This window comes from Colwellia marinimaniae, assembly GCF_002207865.1.
In the GTDB taxonomy this organism is placed as follows: domain Bacteria; phylum Pseudomonadota; class Gammaproteobacteria; order Enterobacterales; family Alteromonadaceae; genus Colwellia; species Colwellia marinimaniae.
In genome coordinates, this window is record NZ_BDQM01000153.1 from 1 (window position 1) to 371 (window position 371).

1 protein-coding gene is annotated in these 371 nt (G+C 41.5%); it reads left to right on the forward strand.

All coding sequences use genetic code 11. The annotated features are described in order from the left end of the window. Positions 1-150: 150 nt before the first annotated feature. The coding region (locus MTCD1_RS21900) for a transposase (protein ID WP_498067568.1) at positions 151-371 on the forward strand (221 nt) is incomplete at its 3' end.

A 371-nucleotide genomic window follows, 5' to 3' on the forward strand; every position in this document is an offset into this window, starting at 1 on the left:
TCATACTACCTTGCGCCGCCATATAGGTATTGATAGGACCGGGGTGGACACTCAATACTGTAATTCCTCAAAAACAACCAAGACACCCAGGATTGTCAGATGAAGATCCCTTGACTAAGCTTAAGTCAGAGTTATTGAGGAGGGTTTGTTATGCCAACACCAAGAAAAGCGTTAGTCAGTTTAGAGGATACGCTATATTATCACTGCGTATCTCGTTGTGTTAGAAAGGCTTTTTTGTGTGGAATAGATCATTATACTGGTCAATCCTATGAGCATAGAAGGGTTTGGGTTGAAAGTCGACTACTGGAGCTGGCATCTGTGTTTGCCATTGATATCTGTGCTTACGTAGTGATGAGTAATCATTTACATCT